The organism is Mesorhizobium sp. P2_E9 (assembly GCF_056403815.1).
In genome coordinates, this window is the sequence record NZ_JBFUET010000024.1 from 46,147 (window position 1) to 67,282 (window position 21,136).

18 protein-coding genes and 1 pseudogene are annotated in these 21,136 nt (G+C 63.0%); 5 read left to right on the forward strand and 14 right to left on the reverse strand.

The window, feature by feature from the left end; translation table 11 throughout:
- Window positions 1-49 precede the first annotated feature (49 nt).
- A complete protein-coding gene (locus tag AC1D05_RS32340; protein WP_477446583.1) occupies window positions 50-841 on the forward strand; it encodes a hypothetical protein in 792 nt (263 codons plus the stop codon).
- 33 nt (window positions 842-874) lie between these two features.
- Here AC1D05_RS32340 and AC1D05_RS32345 read toward each other — a convergent pair whose 3' ends face one another.
- Window positions 875-2,206 (reverse strand): dihydroorotase, encoded by a 1,332-nt coding sequence (locus tag AC1D05_RS32345; RefSeq protein WP_477446585.1) that lies wholly within the window; start codon window positions 2,204-2,206, stop codon window positions 875-877.
- 75 nt (window positions 2,207-2,281) lie between these two features.
- Here AC1D05_RS32345 and ygfZ point away from each other — a divergent pair, with 75 nt between their 5' ends.
- The 3 genes from ygfZ (at window position 2,282) to AC1D05_RS32360 (ending at window position 5,984) form a co-directional block, all read left to right on the forward strand.
- Window positions 2,282-3,142: a CAF17-like 4Fe-4S cluster assembly/insertion protein YgfZ gene (gene ygfZ, locus AC1D05_RS32350; protein ID WP_477446587.1), complete on the forward strand. Its 861-nt coding sequence runs from the start codon at window positions 2,282-2,284 to the stop codon at window positions 3,140-3,142.
- The gene (locus tag AC1D05_RS32355) at window positions 3,142-3,777 is read left to right on the forward strand and encodes an HD domain-containing protein (protein ID WP_477446589.1); all 636 of its coding nucleotides are present in this window, start codon (window positions 3,142-3,144) and stop codon (window positions 3,775-3,777) included. The genes ygfZ and AC1D05_RS32355 overlap by 1 nt, the downstream gene beginning before the upstream one ends.
- 65 nt (window positions 3,778-3,842) lie before the next feature.
- Complete coding sequence (locus AC1D05_RS32360) at window positions 3,843-5,984, forward strand: putative bifunctional diguanylate cyclase/phosphodiesterase (RefSeq protein WP_477446591.1); 2,142 nt, start codon at window positions 3,843-3,845, stop codon at window positions 5,982-5,984.
- Window positions 5,985-6,000: 16 nt separating this feature from the next.
- On the opposite strand, the gene AC1D05_RS32365 is transcribed toward AC1D05_RS32360, so the two are convergent.
- A complete protein-coding gene (locus AC1D05_RS32365; RefSeq protein WP_477446593.1) occupies window positions 6,001-6,891 on the reverse strand; it encodes a fatty acid desaturase family protein in 891 nt (296 codons plus the stop codon).
- 113 nt (window positions 6,892-7,004) lie between these two features.
- On the opposite strand from AC1D05_RS32365, the gene AC1D05_RS32370 reads away from it, so the two are divergent.
- Complete coding sequence (locus AC1D05_RS32370) at window positions 7,005-7,937, forward strand: LysR substrate-binding domain-containing protein (protein WP_477446595.1); 933 nt, start codon at window positions 7,005-7,007, stop codon at window positions 7,935-7,937.
- Window positions 7,938-7,951: 14 nt separating this feature from the next.
- Here AC1D05_RS32370 and AC1D05_RS32375 read toward each other — a convergent pair whose 3' ends face one another.
- The 12 genes and pseudogenes from AC1D05_RS32375 to rnc form a co-directional block, all read right to left on the reverse strand.
- Window positions 7,952-8,224, reverse strand: a complete 273-nt coding sequence (locus AC1D05_RS32375; protein WP_475451620.1) for a DUF3303 domain-containing protein — start codon at window positions 8,222-8,224, stop codon at window positions 7,952-7,954.
- A gap of 120 nt (window positions 8,225-8,344) precedes the next feature.
- Complete coding sequence (locus tag AC1D05_RS32380; RefSeq protein ID WP_027045298.1) at window positions 8,345-9,811, reverse strand: RimK family protein; 1,467 nt, start codon at window positions 9,809-9,811, stop codon at window positions 8,345-8,347.
- Window positions 9,808-10,914: a peptidase C39 family protein gene (locus AC1D05_RS32385; protein WP_477446598.1), complete on the reverse strand. Its 1,107-nt coding sequence runs from the start codon at window positions 10,912-10,914 to the stop codon at window positions 9,808-9,810. The genes AC1D05_RS32380 and AC1D05_RS32385 overlap by 4 nt, the downstream gene beginning before the upstream one ends.
- A 207-nt stretch (window positions 10,915-11,121) precedes the next feature.
- A complete protein-coding gene (locus AC1D05_RS32390; RefSeq protein ID WP_477446600.1) occupies window positions 11,122-11,913 on the reverse strand; it encodes an anti-sigma factor family protein in 792 nt (263 codons plus the stop codon).
- The gene (locus tag AC1D05_RS32395; RefSeq protein ID WP_027045295.1) at window positions 11,910-12,428 is read right to left on the reverse strand and encodes an RNA polymerase sigma factor; all 519 of its coding nucleotides are present in this window, start codon (window positions 12,426-12,428) and stop codon (window positions 11,910-11,912) included. The genes AC1D05_RS32390 and AC1D05_RS32395 overlap by 4 nt, the downstream gene beginning before the upstream one ends.
- A 174-nt stretch (window positions 12,429-12,602) precedes the next feature.
- A complete protein-coding gene (locus AC1D05_RS32400; protein ID WP_477446602.1) occupies window positions 12,603-15,341 on the reverse strand; it encodes a DUF2339 domain-containing protein in 2,739 nt (912 codons plus the stop codon).
- 83 nt (window positions 15,342-15,424) lie between these two features.
- Window positions 15,425-15,943, reverse strand: a complete 519-nt coding sequence (locus tag AC1D05_RS32405) for a PaaI family thioesterase (RefSeq protein ID WP_477446604.1) — start codon at window positions 15,941-15,943, stop codon at window positions 15,425-15,427.
- Complete coding sequence (gene recO, locus AC1D05_RS32410) at window positions 15,940-16,716, reverse strand: DNA repair protein RecO (RefSeq protein ID WP_477446606.1); 777 nt, start codon at window positions 16,714-16,716, stop codon at window positions 15,940-15,942. The genes AC1D05_RS32405 and recO overlap by 4 nt, the downstream gene beginning before the upstream one ends.
- A 133-nt stretch (window positions 16,717-16,849) precedes the next feature.
- A pseudogene (locus AC1D05_RS32415) lies at window positions 16,850-18,015 on the reverse strand (porin).
- Window positions 18,016-18,613: 598 nt separating this feature from the next.
- Window positions 18,614-19,504, reverse strand: coding sequence for an aminoglycoside phosphotransferase family protein (locus AC1D05_RS32420; RefSeq protein ID WP_477446608.1), 891 nt, complete (start codon window positions 19,502-19,504; stop codon window positions 18,614-18,616).
- Entirely contained in the window at window positions 19,505-20,437 is a 933-nt protein-coding gene (gene era, locus AC1D05_RS32425; RefSeq protein ID WP_477446610.1) for a GTPase Era, read from the reverse strand.
- On the reverse strand, window positions 20,422-21,135 hold the full coding sequence (gene rnc, locus AC1D05_RS32430; protein ID WP_477446612.1) for a ribonuclease III: 714 nt from the start codon (window positions 21,133-21,135) through the stop codon (window positions 20,422-20,424). The genes era and rnc overlap by 16 nt, the downstream gene beginning before the upstream one ends.
- Window position 21,136 lies beyond the last annotated feature (1 nt).

A 21,136-nucleotide genomic window follows, 5' to 3' on the forward strand; every position in this document is an offset into this window, starting at 1 on the left:
ATCCGGTTCTTTGACGATCGATTGCCCGGGAGCCAAGGAGATACGGGCAGTGAATTTTCCGATGTCAGGCGGGCCGAAGGGCCTGGTCCTCTACATCCGCCTCGCTGCTTGCTGTGCCGCGATTGCCTTTGTGACGTGCCTGGCCAGCAGCCCGGCCTATGCGCTGAGCGAGATCAAACGCGAAGAGCTTCCCGCTCCTGTCACACCGTCGACGGATGACGACGTTTCGTCGCCCGGCGGCGCGATTCCCATGCCTGACCCGGTGGGAACCCCGCCTTCGACCGGCCAGCAGCCGGCCGCTCCGGACGCGGCGGAGCCCGACAGCCCATCCGATGGCGGCACCAACAGGCCGCGTGTCGATCCCGAAGCGCCCTTGCCGGAAGTCGTTTACGACCTCGGCAAGCTGCCGGAACCCGTGCGGCGCATGCATGATTTGATCATCGAAGCCTGCAAGAGCGGCGACATCGAAAAGCTGAGGCCCCTGATCGGCAAGGGCGACAGCATGACCCAGCTCTCGCTCGCCGACATCGAAGGCGACGCCATCACCTTCCTCAAAGGCCTGTCCGGCGACCCTGACGGCCAGGAAATCCTGGCCATTCTGGAGGAAGTGCTCAGCGCCGGCTATGTCCATGTCGACGCCGGAACGCCGCAGGAACTCTATGTCTGGCCGTATTTCTTCGCACTGCCGTTGGATAAGCTCGACGCCAAGCAGCGGGTCGAATTGTTCAAGATCGTCACCGCCGGCGATTTCGACGACATGAAGCAGTTCGGGGCCTATATTTTCTACCGCGTCGGCATAACGCCTGCTGGGCAGTGGACGTTTTTTGTTGCAGGCGATTGAGCGGCCTCCCTCCCGTAAGGAGAGTAAGGAAGGCTAGGCAGGCAGTGCCTCGGAAAACTCCACCGCCCTGCCCTGGCCTTGCGCGACGATTTCGCCTTCCCACATGATTCGCTGGCCGCGAATGACGGTGCCGACCGGCCAGCCGGTCACTTCCTTGCCGTCATAAGGAGTCCAGCCGGCCTTCGAACCGGCCTGTGCATTGGTAATGGTCTGGCGCCGCTTCATGTCGATAATGGTGAAGTCGGCGTCGTAGCCGGCGGCGATGCGACCTTTTCTGGCCATGCCGAAAATGCGCTGCGGGCCGTGGCTGGACAGGTCGACGAAGCGCTGCAGGGTCAGCCGGCCAGCGTTGACGTGGTCGAGCATGATCGGCACCAGCGTCTGCACGCCGGTCATGCCCGAGGGTGAAGCCGGGTAGGGTTTTGCCTTTTCGGCCAGTGTATGCGGCGCGTGGTCGGAGCCGAGCACGTCGACAATGCCTTGCGCAATGCCGTGCCAGACGCCGTCGCGATGGCGGGAGGCGCGCACCGGCGGGTTCATCTGGATCAGCGTGCCGAGCCTGGGATAGTCGTCGGCGCTCAACGTCAGATGATGCGGCGTCGCCTCGCAGGTCGCGACGTCCTTGTGCTGTTCGAGGAACAAGATCTCATCGGCGGTCGAGATGTGCAGGACGTGGATGCGGGCGCGGGTCTGCCTGGCGATGCGCACAAGCCGTTCGGTGCAGCGCAAGGCGGCGATCTCGTCGCGCCAGACCGGATGCGATGACGGGTCGCCCTCGATGCGTTCGCCAAGGCGCTCGCGCAGACGGAACTCGTCCTCCGAATGAAAGGCGGCACGGCGGCGGGTATTCCGCAGGATCGAGGCTACACCTTCGTCATCCTCGACCAGCAGGTCGCCGGTGGACGAGCCCATGAAGACCTTGATGCCGGCAGCTCCCGGCAACCGCTCGAGTTCGCCGACATCCCTGGCATTGTCACGGGTACCGCCGACCCAGAACGCGAAATCGCAATGCATGCGGCCGCTGCCGCGCCGGACCTTGTCGGCAAGCGTTGCCTCGCTGGTGGTCAACGGATTGGTGTTGGGCATCTCGAATACGGCGGTGACGCCGCCAAGCACCGCCGCCCGCGAACCCGTTTCCAAATCTTCCTTGTGCTCCAGTCCCGGCTCGCGAAAATGCACCTGGCTGTCGACGACACCAGGCAGGATGTGCAATCCGCTGCAGTCGATCGTCTCGCCGGCCGAGGCTTGGCGCAGATCGCCTATTGCGGCGATGCGCCCGTCCTTCACGCCGATATCGCGAGCACCTTCGCCGTCATGGTTGACCACAGTGCCGCCTGTCAGGATGAGGTCGTAGGTCATGGTCATGCTCTCTTGCGGGGGGAGTGTCAGCGGCTTACGTAATGGCCAACCGTTTTGCAAGATCAGGCTTTTATCCGCCCCATGCCCTTTGCCCTGCTGAAAGACCGCGCGCTCATCATCGTCTCCGGCCCGGATGCCGAACACTTTCTGCAAAACATCCTGACCACCGATCTCGACACACTCGGCGAAAGCGAAGCAAAGCCTGGCGCGCTGTTGACGCCGCAAGGCAAGATCCTGTTCGACTTCCTGATCTCGCGTGCCGGTGAAAACGCTTTCCGGCTCGAATGCCGTGTCGACATTTCAGACGATTTCGTTCGCCGGCTGATGCTCTACAAGCTTCGCGCCAAGGTCGAGATTGCCAAGTCGGAACAGACGCTTGTCACTGTCGGGTGGGGAAAAGAGTCAATCGCCTCAGAAAATGATTCAACCGCGCCTGCCGACAGGCGCTTTCGCGATGAGAGCGTCACGCGCTCCTATGCCGGCGTTGCGGACGCCGGCGACATCGCCGCGTGGCAGGCCTTCCGCATCGCCCACGGCATCGCCGAAAGCGGTGCCGATTATGCGCTCGGTGACGCCTTCCCGCATGACGTGCTGCTCGACGAGACGGACGGCGTCGGCTTCAGGAAGGGCTGCTATGTCGGCCAGGAAGTCGTCTCGCGCATGCAGCATCGCGGCACGGCCAGGCGGCGCGTGCTGATTGTCCAGGCCGGGCTTCCCCTGCCCGCCTCAGGCACCGAACTCACCGTCGATGGACGACTGGTCGGCACACTCGGCTCGAGTGCCGGCACATCAGGGCTTGCCATTGCCCGCATCGACAGGGTCAAGGCGGCGCTGGATGCCGGCCAGCCGATCCTGGCGGGCGATGTGCCAGTGACGGTGGCCATTCCCGGCTGGGCCAAATTCAGTTTTCCTCAGGAAACCGTCAGCGCGGAGGAAGCCTGATGGCGGCGGACCGCACCGGCGCGCCGCCACGCGCCTGGCAGCGCATGCTGTCCGGCCGCAGGCTCGACCTGCTCGACCCCTCGCCGCTCGACATCGAGATTTCGGACATTGCCCATGGGCTCGCCCGCGTCGCCCGCTGGAACGGCCAGACCAGCGGCGAGCATGCGTTTTCGGTCGCCCAGCATTCGCTGCTGGTCGAGTCGCTGTTCAACGATCTGGTGCCGGAGGCTTCGGCCAGCGACCGGCTCGCCGCGCTGCTGCACGATGCGCCTGAATATGTCATCGGCGACATGATCTCGCCGTTCAAGTCGGTGATGGGCGGCAGCTACAAGGACTGCGAATTGCGCCTGCAGCGCGCCATTCATCAGCGCTTCTCGCTGCCGTCCGAACCGGCCGCGGCGCTGCGCAGGGACATCAAGCGCGCCGACCAGATCGCCGCCTATTTCGAGGCGACGCTGCTTGCCGGCTTCTCGACCGCCGAGGCGACCGAATTCTTCGGCCGTCCGCGCGGTTTTTCCGCCGAGCGCTTCGACTTCACCCCGCGCTCCGTGACCTGGGCACAGAATGCCTTCCTGGAGCGATTTTCGGCGATCGAGACCTCGCGACACCCAGTTGCGACGTCCGCGGTAGGGTAGAAAACGCTAAATTAACCGGAAACGTCAACAGTGCGGTGTTGGATCAAACACCGCAGGCGCGCCTCATGCCCGTCGTGGATGTCAAGGTTGGTTCGGTCGTCCCGGAGCGGGTGGCCGAAGGCGTGGAGCGCTCTCGCCACATGGAAGACGAGCTGCGCGAACAGAATGAGCGCTTTTCAGCCGCTGTCGAGAACATGTCGCATGGCCTGTGCATGTTCGATGCCGACGAGCGCATGATCATCTGCAACGGCAACTACCTCAACATCTTCTGCCTCGACGCCAAGCTGATACGACCGGGCATCCACTTCATCGACATCCTTCGGCACAGCGTCGACATCGGCATCGCCTCGCAAAGCGCCGACGAACTCTATGCCATCCGCAAACCCTATATCGACCAGGCGAAACCTTCGACCTACGAAGAAACGCTATCGGATGGTCGCATCATCAACATCTCGCACCGCCCGCTGGCCCTGGGCGGCTGGGTCTCGATCTATGAGGACATAACCGAACAGCGGCGCGCCGAGCAGGATCTCAAGGAGCAGCATCGCCGTTTCGACGCCGCACTCGCCAACATGTCGCAAGGCTTGCTGATGTACGACACCGACGGCAAGATGATCGTGCGCAACCGGCGTTTTCTGGAGCTCTACAACGTCACCGCTGCAGACTTTCCGCTCGGAACAACGCACCGCGACGCGCTCGAACGACTGCTGGAACTCGGCATCTATACGAAGATCGACGTCGACAGCGAAGTCGCCAAGACCGAAGCCTGCCTGGTGGCGGCAAAACCGCATTCGGCCTATCGCTATCTTACCGACGGCCGGACGGTTCTGGTCACACGACAGCCAATGAGCGGCGGCGGCTGGGTGGTGACCTTCGACGACGTCACCGAACGTCGCCGCACCGAAGAGCGCATGACTCACCTTGCGCATCACGACACGCTGACCGCACTGCCCAACCGCTCGATGTTTCGCGAACGGCTCGATCTGGCCCTGGAGGATGTGGCGGCACCGCCGCTGGCAATCCTCTCGCTCGATCTCGACCGCTTCAAGGTGATCAACGACACCTGGGGACATCCTGCCGGTGATTGGCTCTTGAAAAGCGTGGCCGAGAGGCTGCAGCGTTGCCTGCACAATGAAACAGACATCGTCGCCCGCTTCGGCGGCGACGAGTTCGTCATCATGCAGTTCAATTCCAGGGGCACCGCCGACGCTGAAAAACTGGCCAAGCGCATCGTCGAGGCAATCGCAAAACCGTTTCGCGACAAGAGCCGGGACATGCATGTCGGCATCAGCATGGGCATCGCTATTTTCCCTAGCGATGGCAGGGACGCCGATACGCTGCTGAAAAACGCCGATACGGCGCTCTATCGGGCGAAGAGCGAAGGGCGAAACCTCTATCGCTTCTTCGAACCTGCAATGGACGCCATAGTGCAGGCCCGCCGGGCGCTCGAGGTCGACCTCGAGACCGCGCTGTCGCGCCAGGAATTGGACCTCGATTTCCAGCCGATCATGCACATCGCCTCCGGCGAGATCATCGGCGCGGAGGCCTTGATGCGCTGGCATTCGCCGGCGCGCGGCACTGTCGCGCCGGACGCATTCATTCCGGTCGCCGAAGAAACCGGACTGATCGTGCCGTTTGGCGAGTGGGCGCTGAGGACGGCCTGCACGGCGGCGGCAAGCTGGCCTCCGGGCTTGCGCATCGCGGTCAATGTCTCGGCCGTGCAGCTCAAAAGCGGCGGTTTTGCCCGCGACGTCATCTCGGCGCTGGCCTTCTCCGGCGTGCCGGCCCGACAGTTGGAGCTGGAAATCACCGAAACCGTGCTGATGGACGAGAGCAAAACCGTGCTGAAGACGCTGCGACAGTTACGCGATCTCGGCATCCGCATCGCGCTGGATGATTTCGGCACCGGCTATTCCTCGCTCGGCTACCTCAGGCGTTTCCCGGTCGACAAGATCAAGATCGATCGGTCCTTCATACGCGACATGGGTAATCGCGACACGGCGGCGATCGTCCGCACCATCATCGGGCTGGGCAATGAGCTTGGCATCGTTGTCACGGCCGAGGGCGTCGAGACCGAGGTCCAGCTCGACATGCTGCGCGACAATGGCTGTGTCGAGGCACAGGGATATCTGATCGGCGTGCCGTCAAAGGCGGCAGATATCCAGCGTCTGTTGAAGTCGCGTGCGCTGCACAGCCACACGGGCTGATGGCATCGACGCCAGGTCAGCTCAGCGTTCCCAGGTATTTCTCATGGAAGCTGACATAGCCGGGCTCGACAACCTTCAGATGCCGCTCGATCAGCGCGTGAAACTGCGGCAGTTGATGAAACGGCACACCGGGATAGGCATGATGTTCGGCATGGAACGGCATGTTCCAGGCCAGCTTGCGCACGACCCAATTGGTCAGCGTGGTTCCCGTATTCTCCAGCATGTTGGCAACGAACGGACAGCGGCCGTGCTCAGCCAGGAGATAGAGGCGCAGAAAGGGCTGACCGAGCAAAGCAGGAACGACCCAGACATAGACAAGCACGGTGAGCCGGAAATAAACGGCGAGCAGAATGACGACAGCGTAGAAGGCAATCATGGCGCGCGCCTCGGCCCGTACCTTGGGTCGGCCTTTCGGCGGCACATAGCTTTCCTGGCTGTTACCAAAGGCATTGGCGTAGAGCGTCTTGAGATGGCCCCACCACACCGGGATGCCGGACACATGCACGAGGTACTGCCGCAGCGTTTCCGGTTTGGGAAAAGCCAGCTCCGGATCGTTCTGCGGATCCTGCGTGAAGCGATGGTGGGCGAAATGGAAGTAACGAAACCAGTCGGCCGGCAGCGCCAGCGCCACGCTGCATACCCGCGCCACGACATCGTTCAGCCACTGCGTCTCGAAGGCCGTGCGATGAACCGTTTCGTGCAGCAGCGTGAACAGGAAGACGATCAGAATGCCTTGCGGCAGCATCAGCAACGGCCAGAATGGCACTTTCGCTGCGATCAGCGATCCAAGGATCACGATCGCACCCCAATGGGTGCCGAGCTGAACGAAACCCGCAGCGTCGGACTTGGCGGTCAGGCGACTGCGCTCTTCGGGGGTCAATGAGGCGATTATGTCGCGATGATCCATCGGCTTCGATCCGGGCTGGCGATTTGACGAGGCTCACTCTAGTCGGTGAAAAAGCTTTCCAAAAACGACGATTCCTGCGATTTGGATAAGCTCATCTTATCTATCCGGCAATCATGGTCACATCTCCATCGCTGAAAGGACTTCAAGCTTTCGAGGCCGCGGCGCGCACGGGCAGCTTTGCCGCGGCAGCGGAAGAGCTTTCGGTCTCGGCCGCCGCCGTCAGCCAGCTCATCCGCACCGTCGAGGAACAGATGGGCCGCAAGCTGTTCCATCGGGTCAACCGCAGGGTCGTCCTCACCGAGGCCGGCGTGGAAATGCTGCCGCGGCTGACCATGGCTTTCCAGGAAATCGGCAACGTCTCGCGCGAACTGGGCGGCGATACGTTTCGCCCGCGCCTGGTGGTCTCGGTGCCGCCATCCATGGCCATGGGTTGGCTTTCGCAGCGTCTCGCCGGCTTCGTCGCCAGCCACGGCGCCGCCGATATATCGCTGCGCGGTGACGACGACCCGGTGCCGTTCGACCGCGAGTTGATCGACATCAGGCTCTCCTACGGTCCGCACTATCGCGAGCACCCGACCGAGGACATCGCCCGGGACGCCGTCTATCCCGTCTGCGCGCCAAAACTTGCCGGCGGGATCAAGGCGGATGGCGATCCGCTCGCCGGGCTGCCGCTGATCCACACCGACTGGGGACCGACCGGCGCCTCGTTTCCGTCCTGGCGCAACTGGTTCGAGGCTGCTGGTGGCCAGCCCGGCCCGGCGGCGCAGCGCGGCCTGTCGGCCAACTCGTCGCGCGCGGCCCTCGACCTCGCCATTTCGGGGCTGGGTGTGGCGCTGGCACAAGGGGTCTATTGTGCCGAGGCGCTGGAGGACAGCAGGCTGGTCCGCCCCGCCGCCAGGGCGATCACGTTGCGCCAACCCTATTGCCTGACCATTCCAGAGCGCAGCGCCAAGCGCGATGTCGTGGCGGCATTCCGCGATTGGCTGACCAAGGAATGCCGGCAATCGGTTGGATCACCGGCGCTGCGTTCCCACGACAGCCTCTGACCGGCAGGCGCCGGTCAGAGATGGCTGGCCAATGCCGCTGTCATGTCCTTGCTCGTTGCCACGGGAACGATCTCGAACTCGACCAGATCGTTCCATTCGATAGCCCACCGCTGCAGCACTGTGACGTCATCGGCCTCGACCAGCAGGAAGCAGCGACTCATATCCGCCGCGATCCAGCTGTGGTGCACGACAAGCTCATCCGGCTTCAGGCGGCCGCGATCGCGGAAGCGGCGGTAGATCTCCTTGCGGTCGCAGCCGGTGAAATCCTCGATCACGATGAACTGCATGCTTTCCCCCTAGAGCGATTCCAGGAAAAGTGTGAAGCGGTTTTCCGTCCGGAATTGCATCAAAACAAAGAGTTAGAGTGGTTCACCGTTTCCGTGAAACGGTGAACCACTCTGGTTGAACTATTGTCGCCCCGGCCGGTCGAGCCGCTCCAGGAACCACTGCGTCAGCCGGACCCAGACCTCGTCCTTCTCGCCCGAATCCTCCCAGCCATGGTCGAGATTGGGGTTGTCGTTGACCTCGATGACGAAGACACCGTCCTTGGTCTCCTTGAGGTCGACGCCGTAAAGGCCGTCGCCGATGCAGCGTGCCGCCTTGACCGCGGTCTCGACGACATGGGCCGGCGTCTCCTTCAGGGTGAAGGTCTTGATACCACCCTGGTCGGGCTTGCCATTGGCCTTGTGATTGACGATCTGCCAGTGCTTCTTGGCCATCAGATAGTGCACGGCAAACAGCGGCTGGCCACCGAGCACGCCGACGCGCCAGTCATATTCAGTCGGAATGAATTTCTGCGCGATGAGGAGGTCGGAATCCTCCAGCCATTCGGTCGCAAGCCGCGTCAGCTCCTCGAGGTTCTCGCATTTCTTGACGCCGCGCGAGAAGGAGGAATCCGGGATCTTCAAGACCAGCGGAAAGCCCAGTGTCTGTGCGGCCAGTTCGAGGTCAGAGGTGCCGGCGATCATCACCGTCGGTGGCACCGGCACCTTGTTGTAGGCCATCAGCTCGTTGAGATAGACCTTGTTGGTGCAACGGATCATCGACAGCGGATCGTCGATGACCGGCATGCCTTCCTGCTGGGCACGGCGGGCGAAACGATAGGTGTGGTTGGAGATCGAAGTGGTCTCGCGGATGAACAGCGCATCGTAGTTTGCGAGCTTGGCAAGGTCCTTCCTGGTGATGGGCTCGATTTCGACCCCCATCTTTTCGGCGATCTTGGCCCAGTAGCGCAGCGACGAGATTTCCGACGGCGGCAACTCTTCATGCGGATCGACCAGCGTGGCGAAGGTGTAGCGCGCCGGCGTGCGTCCCTTGGTGTCGCGCCATTCGCGGTTGGTGTAGGTCTCCAGGCACTGGATGAAGCTTTTTTCTTCGTCCTCGGTCATCCGCGCCAGCGGATGGAAGCCGATCTTGCGGATCGAGGCCCATTCGGCGCTGTCCTTGATGTGGACTTCAAGCGCCGGGGCGCGGAACCAGTCGAACAACAACTTGGCGAAACGGTCCCACACCTTGGACGGTCCGATGCCGAAGAAGATACACACCTTGGCCGGAAAGGCGCCGCCGAGGTCCTTGCGGCATTTGTTGAGCGCCAGTTCCAGTTCCGGCAGCGCATGTTCGTAGAGTTTGCGCTCCGACAGATCGATCATCGTTTCGACGGTCGGGATGACCTTGTGGCCGCGCGAGCTCGCCAGCAGCGATGCATAGTAGCCGCGGCTCTGATAGCCGTAGTTGTTCGACAGGTTGATGACCTTCGGCCGCTGGCCGCGGAACAGCGACGGATGCGCGAGATAGTCACGATTGGTGATGATCTTGTGCGGTGTCGCCACCTGGTCGAGATCGCTCTGCCGGCCGGTAAGGATGACCCAGGTCATTGTGTGTCGCGCTTCCCCAGAGTGATGGCGGCACGCAGTCCGTCGCGGCCGAACTGCGCCATGTTCATGAAGATGCCGTAGGGCACGGGAATGTTGGCGGCATCAAGGATGGTTTCCTGCCTCTCGTCCTCGACCCAGGGATCATGGATCAGAATATGGTCGCCATCATCGCCGATGGCCAGCACCCAGTGCGGCACCTTCTTGCCGAACATCAGGAAGCCGCTGATCAGCACCAGTACCAGTTTTCCCTCGGCGATCGCGCCTCTGATGTCATCGATGCTGAATGAGCGGTAATTCACCGGGATGCCGTAAAGTTCCGCGCGGCGGCGAAAGTCGACCTGGGCCAGTTCCATGACCCGGCGCTTGTCCTCGCTGCGCACCGATTGCAGGAACAGCGCGCCATAGAAGGAAACGAAGATCTCCGCCGCGAGCCCGCTTTCATATCCAGAAACAGCCAGGCCGAATGGTTCGCAGCCGCCCGGCCCCGACATCATGAAGACGGTCGTCGCCTCACGCCAGAGGCGGATTTCCATCACCGGGTCGGGCACGAAGCCCCGGTCGAAATTGGCCATCGCCATCATCAGGCAGCATGGACCGCAGGTGAATTCGCAGGTCTGCTGATAGAACGGCACCCTGGTGGCGATCGGAATGTCGCCGCGCAAGGTTTTCTCATAGCGAATCGCGGTTGCGCCGTCCTCGTAGTAGCCCGGCTCACGGCCGATCTTGCGGTAGCCGCTCAGTTCGTAGATGCGGATGGCGCGGCTGTTGTCCTCGCGCACTTCGAGACGCAGCATCATGCGGTCGTGTTCGAAGGCCGCCTCCTCCGCCGACGCAAGCAGCATGCGGCCGACACCCAGTCCGCCAAAAAACGGACCCGTGGCTATGGAGTAAAGCCGCGCCACCCCACTGCCCTTGCGAAACAGCACGATCGCATAGCCGGCGACGCGGCCATCGACTTTGGCGACCAGCGTCTCGGCGGTCTCGCGCTCGATGAACAGGCGAAAGGAGCGACGGGAAATGCGATCGCTCGAGAAAACGGCTTTCTCGATGGCGGCGAGATCATCGACGTCAGACGCGCGGGCCGTGCGGATCTCGGCAGGCATGCGACTTGAGAAAACCTCGATTGCGTTGCGGAAACGGCCCCGGTCAAAAGCGTCGCAAACACCGGCCGAAGCGCCGGTATTCATCAAGCGCTATCGCTCCTTGATTAGGGCCGAATTGTGACAGTTTCCGCGGCGGCAAGGAAGCGCGCGGGCTTTGAACAGGATCGCTGTTTTGCTGGGCCACCGGCTGCGAGTCGTTGCGGCCACTCAACTTGCAAGGCCTGCCAGAAGCTGGCCATAGGCACTCTTGGCCACGACCGCCAATTGCTCGCGCGGCAGCGAGCCGACGACGGCGCAGCCATAGCCCTTGTCCAGCCAGTAGACTGCCTGCGGGCCGTCCTGCGCCGAGGCATAGGTGCCCTTGGCGTTCTCCGTCGATTCCGCCGTGACGAAGAGCGATATGCGCTCGCCCTTGTCGTCCTCGTAGAGCAGCATCGCGGCCTTGGCTTCGCCGGCCGGCAGCAACCGGCCGCCGACCAGTTGAAAACCGTTCGCGGTCAGATCCGGCGCCACCAGCTTCAGCCCGATCCGATTGGACAGCCAGGTCTGCAAATGATCCTTGTCGCTGGCCGGCACTTCCACCGCATGCCGCTTCTCGGCGGCGTAGATGACATGGGCGGCAATCGCCTGCTCGGCGAGCCGATCCTCCGCCGGATCCTCCTGTCCGGCGCCGTCGATGCCGGCAAAGTAGCCGCCAAATCCGCCCGTGGCCAAAAGCACGGCCGCGGCCGCGGCAAGCCACCAGCGCGAGCGCGGCACCGCAGCCTTAACAGGCGCTTCGCCGAGCACCACCTTGCGCAACCGCGCGGGAACAGGCTCATCCAGCACCCCGGCAAAGGCCGAGCGCAACGCCTCCCGATCGGCAGTGAAGCGGGCGCTTCTGGCCTTCATCTCGGGATTGGCGTCGAGCCATGCATCGTAAGCGGCACGCTCGTCGGCCGGCAGCTCGCCGTCGAGCGCCATATGGATGTCACGTTCGGAGAAATCGCGGCGGATCATTTCTCGACGATCCTTATCGTGCGGCGACGCGCCGTGTCATCCAGCAACCCGCGCAACTCCTCACGCCCGCGCGCAATGCGCGACATCAGCGTGCCGGCGGGCACGCCCAGAATGTTGGCGGCCTCGGCATAGGAAAAGCCTTCGATGGCAACCATGACAAGGGCCGCGCGGCGATCGGGGCTGATCGCCTGCAACGCATCGATGATCTCGCGTGAGGCGATGCCCTCCAACTGCTCGGCCGGCTGGGCAACCGCCTCGCCCGCTTCCAAGGGAAGCATCGCCGCTTCGCCGCGGCGGTTCACCTTGCGCATCTGGTCGATGAACAAATGATGCATGATCGTAAACAGCCACCTCCTGGGGCTCTCTCCCGTCTGCCAATTGTCGAGCCGCATGAGTGCGCGCTCGAGACAGTCCTGAACGAGGTCGTCGGCAGAATCGCGGTCGCGCAAAAGCGAGCGTGCGTAGCGGCGCAGGCGCGGTATTTCGCCAAGGATTGCTGCCTTCTTTTCGTCCATGACCGCTGGTTCTGAGGTCGCCCTTGTTGATCCCGATTGAACGCGCCTTCCCGGCGTGGCGCAAGCGGCCAGCGCGAAGCGGTCCGCCGCCCCGGTCACCCAAGCAATGAGATAACGAGCCCATTGGCCTAATTATTCCCGGCCGGACTGAAATCTTATTGTTCTTGCTTGCCTTTATCCATTTTCCTTCGCCGCGCGCGTCAAAAGCCGCTGGTAGAACAGCCCGATGCCGATCAAAACCGCGCCCAGACCGATGAAGGACAGCGCCCTGAGCACACCTTCCAGCTCCGACATGTCGAAGAGGAAGACTTTCAGCACGGCGATCGCGATCAGCGCGGCGGACGCAATGCGCAGCACCTGCGACTTCAGCCAGACGCCGGCGGTGAGCAGCGCCACGCCGATGACCAGCCAGAGCGCCGAATAAGTGTAGGTCTCCAGCTGGCCAAGCCCGCTCCACAGGCCGATGAACTCGCCCTTGAACAGGCGCCTGACCGACAGCGTGGCATAGGCAAGGGCAAGCACGGCCGCCACCACGGCCAACATCTGCGCATACCATTTCGGCCGCTTGTCGCGGGCGTACAGCGCCAGCCCACCGGCAGCGACCGCCGGCAGGAGATAGGCGAGGAACAACAGGTTGAACACCGGGATCTGGCCGGTCGATTCGTCTGTGAACAGCGGGTTCAGCACCACGAAGTGCCTGATAACGATGAACGCGACCGAAACCACGCCGGCGGCCATCGAACCATAGCGCAGCACCGAGCTTGGCGAGCGCACGTCGATGGCGACCAGGATGGCGCCGGCCCCGATGGCAATCAGCGTGTAGATCGCCTGCTCGGCGAGTGTCATCGCACCCGTGTCGATGACGCCGCCATGCATGGCGTGACGCACCAGCATGGCAACGGCAAGCAGCGCAAACAGCGCCGCCGCCGCTTCCATGGCGAGCCGCGGCCGGCCATTGGTGGTGCGGACGAGCTGCCACGCGGCGAAGCCGAAGGCGAGCGCCGGCACGCCGTATCCCGGCAGCAGCCAGTTGAACACCGGCGTCCTGGAGAGGAATTCGGCGCCGACGATGGTCGGATCGAAGGCGACGCGGCCAAGCACGGCAATCACCGCGCCAACCGCAATCCAGCCAAGCACTGGATAAGAGCGCCACCGCGTCGCCAGCGCCGGCACGATGGCCGCGGCACCGAGCAAAATGGTGGTCCAGCCGGAGTCGAAAGCCATGTGCAGCATCAAGAGGCCGGCGATCGCCGCGCCGCCCAAGGCAAACGACACTGCCATGCCGCCCTTGAGCGGCGGCTCTTCGGCGCGCGCGATCCACTCGCCGCCGGCGGCGAAAACCACGACCAGCAGCGCTGCGACGGCGGCATAGGCAAGGTCGCGATCGAGATTGCCGTAGGTCAGCCATAGCGCCAGCATAATGACCAGTGGCGCGGCAATGCCCCATGCCGCCCAGCATGCAGCGCGGATCTGCGCGACGGCGGCGAAACGGCGGGCAGCCCAGAAACCCGCGCCGACGAAGACCAGGCCGAGGCCAATGCCGATGCGCAGCGTCAAGGGATTTCCAGCCGCGACCTGCAGGCCGTCAAAGCCTATGTTGCCTTGGGACAAATCGGAGCCGATGGTGGCTGGCGGAATGATGCCGAGATAGATCATCACGCTCACCACCCCGGCGGCATGCAGCAGCGGCACGGCGCGCGGCCGATAGAGTGCGGTGGCGACAAGGGCGACGATGACCAAAGCGCCCGGCAAGGCATCGCCGGCCGCGACAAGCGTGGAGTCGACGGACAGGCCCAGCGCCGAAAACGCAACAAAAACGCCCGGCACGATCGATGGCCAATCGAAACCCGTTCTTGCAGTTTCCTCTTCGCCGCCACGACTGCGCAGCCAGACAAGGGCAAGCATCGCCAGCGTCACCGCGTCGATGAACAGGATGACGGCAAGGTCGGCGCCGGGCGCATTCGTCATGTAGGCGATGGTCCAGAGACCGGTGCCGAAGAAGGCCGCTGCCATCAGGAATTTCCAGTCGCGCATGCGGGCGATCACCGCGGTGGCGGCAAGGACGATGGCGAGATAGACGAACAGCGCCCATGGATTTGGCGCCTGCGAGGACACAAGCGCCGGCGTCGCCATGGCACCGACGAGACCTATGCCGGCCAGGGCCAGGCCGTGTACGAGAGCGGCGGCGATGGTCGCCACGCCGATGGCGCCAAGCAGCGTGAAGGCAAGCGCCGGGCCGATGAAGCCGTAAATGCCATGGGCGGCATAGACGGTGCCGAACAGGATGAAGGCACCGGCCGCCGTCAGGATTGCCGGAATATAGGCGCCGGCAACGCCTTGCACCGGCACCTTGAAGCCGGTGCGGCGAATGAACTCGCCGCCGGCGACCAGCACCAGCCCGAGCACCGCTGCCATGGTGAGCCGCACGCCGGGGCCGAAAATGCCAGCCTCGATGGTGTAGCGGATCAGGAACAGGCCACCCAGCGCCAGCGCGATGCCGCCGACCCAAACCGCCCAGCGCGTGCCGAGCGCCGTCTCGATATCCGGCTTGCCGGGCGCTTTGGTCGGCGGTGTCGGCGCCGCGGGTTCCGCTGCCTTCGGCTCGCCCGCGGCCCACGGGCCGGACACAGCCTCGCTGGGCACAGCTACCGGCTCAGGCGCCGGCGCGGCGGTGGCCTCGCTCACCGCGGGCGAAGCCATGGCGGCGGCAGCTACTGCTGGAACCACATCGGCGGGTTCGCTGTCCGTCGTGGCCTGCCCGGACGGCTTGGCCACCGGCGGCACGGCGCCCGAAAGGACGAGACTGCGCAGCGCGCCAAGCTCGCGTTCGACAAGGCCGATGCGGCCCTGCTGGCGCGAAATGATGACGAACAAGGCGATGATGGCGACAAGACCGATCAGGCTTTCAAACATGGCGGTTCCCCCAAACCAAGCCAGTTTTCACTGACATTTCATCTCACTGACATTCAAATGCGGCGGCTAGACGGCTGAAAAACTCAACGTGCCGCCAGATTGGCGGCTGGAAATATCGAACATGTCTCGGTGCCGAAAGCCAGCAGCTTGCCTCCGGCATCCCTGAGCGCCGCTTCCGAAACGGCAAGCGTGCGGCCTTTGTGGACCACCTTGCCTTCGCAGACCACCTCGCCGGTCCTGGGCGTGATCGGCCGCGTGAGATTCACCTTGAACTCCGCCGTCGTGTAGGCCTCGCCTCTTTCGAGCAGCGTCTGCACGGCGCAAGCCAATGCCGAGTCAAGCAGCGTCGCCGCCCAGCCGCCATGCACGCCGCCGAGCGGGTTGAGGTGGCGCTCATTCGGCACGCCACGGAACATCGCTCGACCTTCCGACACTTCGGTCAGCGCGAAGCTGAGCTGGAACGAGATCGGCGGTGCCGGGTACTTGCCGTCGATGATTCGCTGCAGCAACTCCAGGCCAGTGTATTTCAGGATGTCGGCGTGCGGAATGGTGCCGAGGCCGAGCGGCGAAACCCGGCCCGGATAAAGCTCGACTTCGCTCATGTGATGATTTCTCTGGCTGCATTTTCTCCGGCAATGGTTTTGCGCGCTGCATAGTGCTTGCGCAGCGCGGCAAGAAAGCCGGCGCGGGCATCGGGCTGTTCGATGGCACGCGGCTCGTAGACGTGGCGGCCAAAGAAGAAGCCAGTGAGCCGGAAGGCATCCTCGACCGCCGCTGGATCGGCGCGCAGGCCGGAGCCGCGTTGCAAAAAGGCCGGCAGCGCCAGCATCTTGTCGCGCCACGGCAAGCCTGCTTCGCGCGACACAGCCCGGCCCGACTTCGGCGAGACATAGGCAAGGTCCTGCTTTGTGCCGGTGGCGGCGCATTGGCTGAGATCGAGGCCGAAGCCGAGTTCATCGAGGATCAGAAGCTCGAAGCGCGCCACCAGTTCGCCGGCGGCATCGGCATTGTCGAGATGGACGATCATTACGGCGAGCGCTTCGTACAGGCCGCCATGGGCGTCACGCTCCGGCAACAAGCGCAGATGCGCGGCCATGGTCTGCAACCCGTAGACGGCGACAGCGCTGTCCATCAGCCGCGCGGCGTTCATCTCGATCGCCTCGACCTGGAAGGTGCCGAGATGCTCGTCGAGCCGCGCCCGCCACAGAAGATCGACGCGATTGCCAGGCTGGAGAACGGGTTGCTGCTTGCGCGAGCGGCCGCCACGGACGAGGCCGAGATGACGGCCATGCGCACGTGTCATCACCTCGAGAATGGCGCTGGTTTCGCCATGCTTGCGGGTGCCGAGAACGATTCCCTCGTCGCGCCATTCCATGCCCGGAGCTTGTCACCGGTTGGGTGACGAAATCAAGGTATGGGCCCGGCGCCGGGGCCGGCTCTTGCGACAACGCGTAAAAAACCGCCCGCAGCGATACGCTACGGGCGGCCTGATAAGGTCAGTCGGTCTGTTAGAAGTTGCGCTGGAAGCGGAGAATGCCGCCGACGTTGCTCTTCTTGGTGGCACCAGCCCATATGGAGTTCGCCGGGGTGTCATTGCCGACGTTCTGGTAATCGACTTCAGCCGTGACCGTGAAGCCGGGCACATCGGTATAGGCAACGTTAGCGGCTATGCCGAGGTTCTTCCAATCGTCATAAGAGACCTGGGCGTTGAATGCAGTCTTGTCATTGAACTTGTAGGTGCCGCCGCCCTAGACTGCCCAGTTGCCGCCCCACTGCTTGTAAAAGCCGCGACCTTTGGCATCGATGGCGTTGGTCGAATCGGTGAGATTGTTGTCCGTGCCATAACCGCCCATGATGAACAGCGAAAATTCCTTGCTGACATTCACGTCCAAACGAACCTTGCCGGCGACTTCTTCGTAGTTGCTGTCATAGGCGACGACGCCGGTGATCGCGCCCCAGTCGGCCTTGTACTTCAAGCCGCCGACGACATGCGGAACATAGCTGTCGATGGTGCCGACCTTGCCGGCGCCTTCTTCGAGAGAGGCTAACGCCGTGAGGCCGTTGCCTGCGTCGAAGTAGTACTGAACGACGTTGCTCTCCTGCCCGCCATAGGGCACGATCGTATCCTGGATGACGTTGCCGGCATAGCCGATGAACGTATCGAAAGCCGTATCGTCCTTACCAACGCGTAGGCCGCCGAGCTGAATCCAGGCGAAACGTAGCGAAAGAGACTTGTTGCGGCCCTGCTAGTCGTCGGCGTTGGTGGCTTTTTGATTGAAATAGTCGCCGGAGCTGTTGCCGTAGTAGAAGCGGGTCTCGGTGTAGGTCTTCAGGGTACCGAGTTCCGTCTCCTGACCCGCCCAGGTCTTCAGCGTGAAACGGGTGTTCTTGTAATAGGTGGAGTGCGTGTCGCCGGCGTTCTGGTGGTCCGGAACATGTTGACACCATCGAACGAACCAGCATCGCCGACGCCGATGTCATAGCGGACATAGCCGCCGATGCGCAGGCAGGTCTCGGTGCCCGGGATGTAGAAGTAGCCGGCGCCGTAGACGTCGCAGATTTTGACGTATTCGGCCGGTTCCGGTTCGGCGACGACGACAGCGTCCGCGGCGCGAGCGCCGGAGACCGCGATCAGGGCCGCGGCTGAGCCGAGAAGGAGGCTCTTGATGTTCATTTTCTGACCTCTCCAGTCATAGTTTAAATGGCTTCGGATTTGTGGCTGGCGGATATGTTTTCCCGCCTCACCCCCACAACGAAAAAGGCGCGCACCGCGTCCCCTTTTCGTGGCGAACATACCCATCAATCTTCCGCCTTCAATGAAGGTTTTGGAAATAATAGCGATTCAGTGAACAACTTAATGCTGTACTGCACAAATAAAACTTGCTCACATAGCAGATGGCACAATTGGCACAACGTCATATATTCAATATATATTGATATAGCTTCCCGACTAACTATGCTTTCAGCGCGAGATATTTCCAATTAATTGCTTGAAAATGGCATTTTTGGCTATTTGTCGCGAAAAGTAACCGCAATTTTGCGTGTAGCAGATATGAGGCGGCATCCTCCGCTCTGCAATGTTGCGAGGAAATTCCAATGTGGCCTGCCAGGTCGGCCAAATCTCGCCAAGGCAGTCGAAACACGCCGGCGTGGGCTGTGGCACTCTCGATTGTGACGGCAGTTGCTCACCGTGCGCCGGTACAGAACCGCTTTCTCAAGTCCAACGCGATAAACGTAGGCGAGCGAGAAACAAGGAGCATCACGGAATCACGTCACGCCGAATCCCTATGATCGGCCAGCACCGCGTCGATGACGCGCCACGATTTCTCGACTTCAACCGGGTTGTCTATATGACCGGCGACGATGATCAGCGCCTTCCACAGCGCCCAGCCACGTCCGCGTGCCCAGGCCGCGTCATCGACGGCGATGCCGGCGCGGAAAACTTCCCTGCTCTCGCCCTCGAACAGGGTCCAGGCGATCACGAGGTCGCATGAGGGATCGCCGACGCCCGAGGTGCCGAAGTCGATCACGGCGCTCAAGCGGCCGTCCTCGACGAGCAGATTTCCCGAGGCAACATCGCCATGGAACCAGACAGGCGGTCCCTGCCAGGTCGCGGCAAGGGCTGCTTCCCAAACGGCACTCGCGGCACTGGCATCGATGCGGCTGCCGAGTGCGGTGATCGCTTGCCTTGTCTCGCCGTCATAAACGGTCAGCGGTCCGCCTCGAAAGAAATTATGCTGCCCGGGCGACGGGCCGCCAGTCGGTTCGATGCGTTTCAACGCAATCAGGAATCCGGCCAGGTCAGCCGCGAATTTCGACAGGTCGGCGATGTTCTCTCGCCTCGCGGTCTCGCCTTCGATCCAGCCATAGACGGACCAATGCCATGGATAGCCCTCCGCCGGAACGCCCATCGCCAGCGGCACCGGGATGGGCAGCGGCAGAAGCGGCGCCAGCTGCGGCAGCCAGCGATGTTCCTTCTCCACTTGCAGGGAATAGGCGGCAGCGCTTGGTAGCCGCACGGTCATCTCGTCGCCGAGATGAAAGGTCCTGTTGTCCCATCCGCCTGATGCAACCGGCCTGACGGCAAGATCCCTCCACTGAGGAAATTGCGTGGCGACCAACCGGCGGACCAACGTCGTATCGATGGTGACCTTGCCGTCCATTTAATGCGGGAATTCGAGACCCATCTCGCGGTAGCGCTCGGGGTCGTCGCCCCAGTTCTCGCGCACCTTGACGAACAGGAAGAGGTGCACCTTCTGCTCGAGGATTCCCGCTATTTCCATGCGTGCCGACTGGCCGATGGCGCGGATGGTTTCGCCCTTGTGGCCGAGCACGATCTTCTTCTGGCTGTCGCGCTCGACATAGATGGTCTGGTCGATGCGCACCGAGCCGTCCGGCTTCTCTTCCCATTTCTCGGTTTCGATATGCGAGGAATAGGGCAGTTCCTGATGCAGCCGCAGATACAGCTTTTCGCGGGTGATTTCGGCCGCCAGCTGGCGCATCGGCAGGTCCGAGATCTGGTCTTCCGGATAATACCAGGGGCCGGCCGGCAGCGCCTGCGCCAGATAGTCGAGCAGGTCCTTGCAGCCGGAGCCGGTCAGTGCGGAGACCATGAAGGTGCGCTTAAACGGCACTTTTTCGTTGGCAGCCGCGGACAGGGCCAGCAGCGTCTCGTGCTTGACCCGGTCGACCTTGTTGAGGATCAGCGCCATCGGCTGGCGCACGTCCTTCAGCCGTTCGAGGATGGCGTCGGCATCGCCGCGAATGCCGCGCTCGGCATCGATCAGCAGCAGCACGATATCGGCATCCTTGGCGCCACCCCAGGCGGTGGTGACCATCGCCGTGTCGAGGCGCCGCTTGGGCTTGAAGATGCCCGGCGTGTCGACAAAGACGATCTGCGCATTGTCATGGGTGGCGATGCCGCGCACGATGGCGCGGGTCGTCTGCACCTTGTGGGTGACGATCGACACCTTGGCGCCGACCAACTGGTTGACCAGCGTCGACTTGCCTGCATTCGGCGCACCGATCAGCGCGACGAAGCCGGAATGGGTGGCAGGGGCTTCAGCAGTTTCAATATCCGTCATGCCGCGTTCCATACACCTTCGCGCAGCAGAAGGGCAGCCGCCGCCGCCTGCTCGGCTTCACGTTTGGAACGGCCGCTGCCGGTTGCCGGCTCAAACGCACCAACCTTAACGCTGACGGTGAACAGCGGATCGTGGTCCGGCCCCTCGCGGCTGTCGATCTGGTAGGCAGGAACGGCACTCGCCGCCTGATGCGCCCATTCCTGCAATTCGGTTTTGGCGTCGCGGCGCGCCGCGCCCGAAGCCTGCGAACGCGGCTGCCAGTATTTGTGGATGAAGGCGCGTGCCGCTTGCAGTCCCCCATCGAGGTAGAGCACGGCGATCAGCGATTCCAATGCGTCGGCGCGCAGATTGACTCGCTTGCGCCCTTCGAGCCCGCGCACATCCGATCCGGCGCGGATCAGCTCCGGCAGCCCGATATCCTCGGCGATGTCCGAAAGCGCCTCGGCATTGACCAGCGCATTGAGCCGCAGCGACAACTCGCCTTCGGCCGCATCGGGGAACGCGGCCAGCAGCATGTCGGCAACAACCAGGCCGAGAACCCGGTCGCCGAGAAATTCGAAACGCTCATAGTCGGTGCCAGCATTGGCGCTGCGGGCACTGGCATGGGTCAGCGCACGCTGCAGGCGCTGGCGGTCGGCAAAGGCATGGCCCGTGCGTTCCACAAGCGCTTCGGCGAGCGCATCGGCGGTCAGGCGTTTCGTCGCTGCCATC